Below are 3,499 nucleotides of genomic sequence, written 5' to 3' on the forward strand. Positions count from 1 at the left end.
GCACTACCAGTCCGTCAGCTACCGCACCACCTGACGCCCCGGCACCTGACGCCCCCGGCAGCCTGGACAGCCTCGCCGTGCTGCCCGCACCCGAGGCGGACCGCCCGCTGGGCCCCGGGGAGGTCCGGCTCGCCGTACGCGCCGCGGGCCTGAACTTCCGCGACGTGCTGATCACCCTGGGCGCCTACCCGGGGGGCGCGCGGATCGGCGCCGAGGGCGCCGGCGTGGTTCTGGAGACCGGTCCCGACAGCGGCGAACTGCGGCCCGGCGACCGGGTGATGGGCCTGATCCAGGGCACCCTCGGCCCGCGCGCCGTCACCGACCACCGCCTGCTGACCCCGATCCCCGCGGGCTGGAGCTTCGCGCAGGCCGCCACCGTTCCGGTCGCCTTCCTCACCGCCCACCACGGCCTCTACGGCCTGGCCGGCCTGCGGGCCGGCGAGCGCGTGCTGATCCACGCGGCGACCGGCGGGGTCGGCCAGGCGGCCGTCCAACTGGCCCGCCACGGCGGCTCGGTGGTCTTCGGCACGGCCGGACCCGGCAAGTGGCCCACGCTGCGCGGCCAGGGCCTGGACGACGAGCACATCGCCTCCAGCCGCACGCTGGACTTCGAGCAGGCGTTCCGGGCGGCCGGCGGCGGGGTCGACGTCGTCCTCAACTCGCTGGCCCGGGAGTTCACCGACGCCTCGCTGCGGCTGCTCGCGCCCGGTGGGCGGTTCGTCGAGATGGGCAAGACCGACCCGCGCGACCCGGACCGGGTCGCCGCCGACCACGACGGCGTCCGCTACCAGGCCTTCGACCTCTTCGACGTGGACCCGGACCGGATCCGCGCGTTGCTCACCGAACTGACCGCGCTCTTCGAGAGCGGCGCGCTGCACCCGCTGCCCGTGCACGCCCAGGACGTCCGGCACGCCCCGCAGGCGCTGCGCCGGCTCAGCCAGGCCCGGCACACCGGCAAGCTCGCGCTGACCCTGCCCGCGGCCCTCGACCCCGAGGGCACCGTGCTGGTCACCGGCGGCACCGGCGCGCTCGGCAGCCTCATCGCCCGCCGGCTGGTCGCCCGACACGGCGTGCGGCACCTGCTGCTCACCAGCCGGCAGGGCGTCCACGCGCCGGGCGCCGCCGAACTGCTCGGCGAGCTCGCCGCCTCGGGCGCCGAGGTGACCGTCACCGGCTGCGACGCGGCCGACCCCGAGGCGCTGGCCGCCCTGCTGGCGAGCATCCCGCCCGCCCATCCGCTCACCGCGGTGGTGCACACCGCCGGGGTGCTGGACGACGCCGTGCTCACCGCGCTGACCCCCCAGCGGCTGGACGAGGTGGCCCGGGCCAAGGCCGAGGGCGCCCGGCACCTGCTCGCCGCCCCCGCCGGACTCGACCTGGCCGCCTTCGTGCTCTTCTCCTCCGCGGTGGGCCTACTCGGCAACCCCGGCCAGGCCAACTACGCTGCTGCCAACACCCAGTTGGACGCGCTGGCCCAGCACCGTCGGGTGCGCGGCCTGCCGGGCGTCTCGATCGCCTGGGGCCACTGGGCGCAGGCCGGCGGGCTGGCGGCGGGTCTCACCGCCGCCGAGACCGAACCGCTCGGCCGCACCGGGCTCGCGCCGATGAGCACCGAGCAGGCGCTGGCCCTGTTCGACGCGGCGCTGCAGGCTCCGGACGCGCTGGTGGCGGCCGCCCGCCTCGACCCCGCGGCCGCGCCCGCCGACCGGCTCTCGCCGCTGCTGCGCGGGCTGGTCCGGGCCCGTCCGGCCAGGGCCACGGCCGCCGCCGACGTCGCCGCGGCCCTGCTGCGCCGGCTCGCCGGCAAGCCCGCCGCGGAGCGGGAACGGGTGCTGCTCACCCTGGTCCGCACCGAGGCCGCGGCCGTGCTCGGGCACCCGGACGCGTCGGCGATCCGGCCCGGCATCGGCTTCATGGACGCCGAGTTCGACTCCCTGAGCATGATCGAACTGCGCAACCGGATCAACGCGGCGACCGCCCTGCGGCTGCCCACCACCACGCTCTTCGACCACCCGACCCCGCAGGCGCTGGCCGCGCACCTCGACGAGCAGCTGGCTGCCGCCGAGGCCGTCGCCGAGGCCACCGCTGGGGCCGTCGCCGGTGACGGGGCGACGGAGGCCGCCGGCGGCGCGCCGGTGGCGCCGGGCGAGGCCCTCGATCAGCTGGAGCGCGCCCTCACCGCGCTGGCGGCGGACCCGGACGCCCGGGCCCTGGCCACCGAACGGCTGACCGCGGCGCTCGCCGAACTGGCCGCGGCCCCGGCCCCCGAGGGGACGTCGGACGACGCCCCGGCGGGCGACGAGGACTACGCGGCCCGGATCTCCGGCGTGAGCGCCGACGAGATCTTCGACTTCCTTGACAACGAGCTCGGAATTTCCTGAGAAAGGCGACCAGAACATGACCACCAACGAGGAGAAGCTCCGCGACTACCTCAACAAGGTCGCCGCCGAGCTGCACCAGACCCGCCAGCGGCTGCGCGACGCGCAGGCCAAGGCGGAGGCGACGGAGGCGGCGCAGGCCCTGGAACGGGCCCGGGCCGAGGCGGCGGAGCAGGAGCCGATCGCGATCGTCGGCATGGGCTGCCGGTTCCCCGGCGGCGCCGGCAGCCCCGAGGAGCTGTGGCGGCTGGTGACCGAGGAGCGCGACGCGGTCGGCCCGTTCCCCACCGACCGCGGCTGGGACCTGGACCACCTGTACGACCCGGACCCGGACGCCCCCGGCCGCAGCTACGCCCGCGAGGGCGGATTCCTGTACGAGGCGGGCGACTTCGACGCGGACTTCTTCGGCGTCTCGCCGCGCGAGGCGCTGGCCGCCGAGCCGCAGCAGCGCCTGCTGCTGGAGACCGCCTGGGAGGCGCTGGAGCACGCGGGGATCGACCCGACCGCGCTGCGCGGCAGCCGCACCGGCGTCTTCGCGGGCGTCATCGCCCAGGAGTACGGACCGGCCATGCACCACCTGCCCGCCGAGCAGACCGACGGCTACGTGCTGACCGGCACCACCACCAGCGTCGCCTCCGGCCGGATCGCCTACACACTGGGCCTGGAGGGTCCGGCGGTCACCGTGGACACCGCCTGCTCCTCCTCGCTGGTCGCCATCCACCTGGCCGCCCAGGCCCTGCGCGCGGGCGAGTGCTCGCTGGCGCTGGCCGGCGGCGCCACCGTGCTCTCCGCGCCCGGTCTCTTCATCGAGTTCTCCCGCCAGCGGGGGCTGGCCGCCGACGGGCGCTGCAAGCCGTTCGCGGCGGCGGCCGACGGCACCGGCTGGGGCGAGGGCGCGGGCGTGCTCGTGCTGGAGAAGCTGGCCGACGCCCAGCGCCTGGGCCACCGGGTGCTCGCGGTGTTGCGCGGCTCCGCGGTCAACCAGGACGGGCGCAGCAGCCAGTTGACCGCGCCGAACGGTCCTTCGCAGCAGCGGGTGATTCGGGCGGCGTTGGCGGGGGCGGGTTTGACGGGTCGGGATGTGGATGTGGTGGAGGCGCATGGGACGGGGACGCGGTTGG

Annotated in this window: 2 protein-coding genes; both read left to right on the top strand. The window is 76.6% G+C overall.

Annotated elements, in window-relative coordinates; all coding sequences use genetic code 11:
• A partial coding sequence (locus ABD323_RS40065; RefSeq protein ID WP_344447040.1) for a type I polyketide synthase occupies positions 1-2,381 on the top strand: 2,381 nt, incomplete at its 5' end.
• A 16-nt stretch (positions 2,382-2,397) separates the two neighbouring features.
• Positions 2,398-3,499 (top strand): beta-ketoacyl synthase N-terminal-like domain-containing protein (locus tag ABD323_RS40070; protein WP_344447041.1); only part of this gene is annotated, 1,102 nt, incomplete at its 3' end.

Origin of the sequence: Kitasatospora nipponensis (assembly GCF_039528135.1) — a bacterium.
GTDB classification, from domain to species: Bacteria; Actinomycetota; Actinomycetes; order Streptomycetales; family Streptomycetaceae; genus Kitasatospora; species Kitasatospora nipponensis.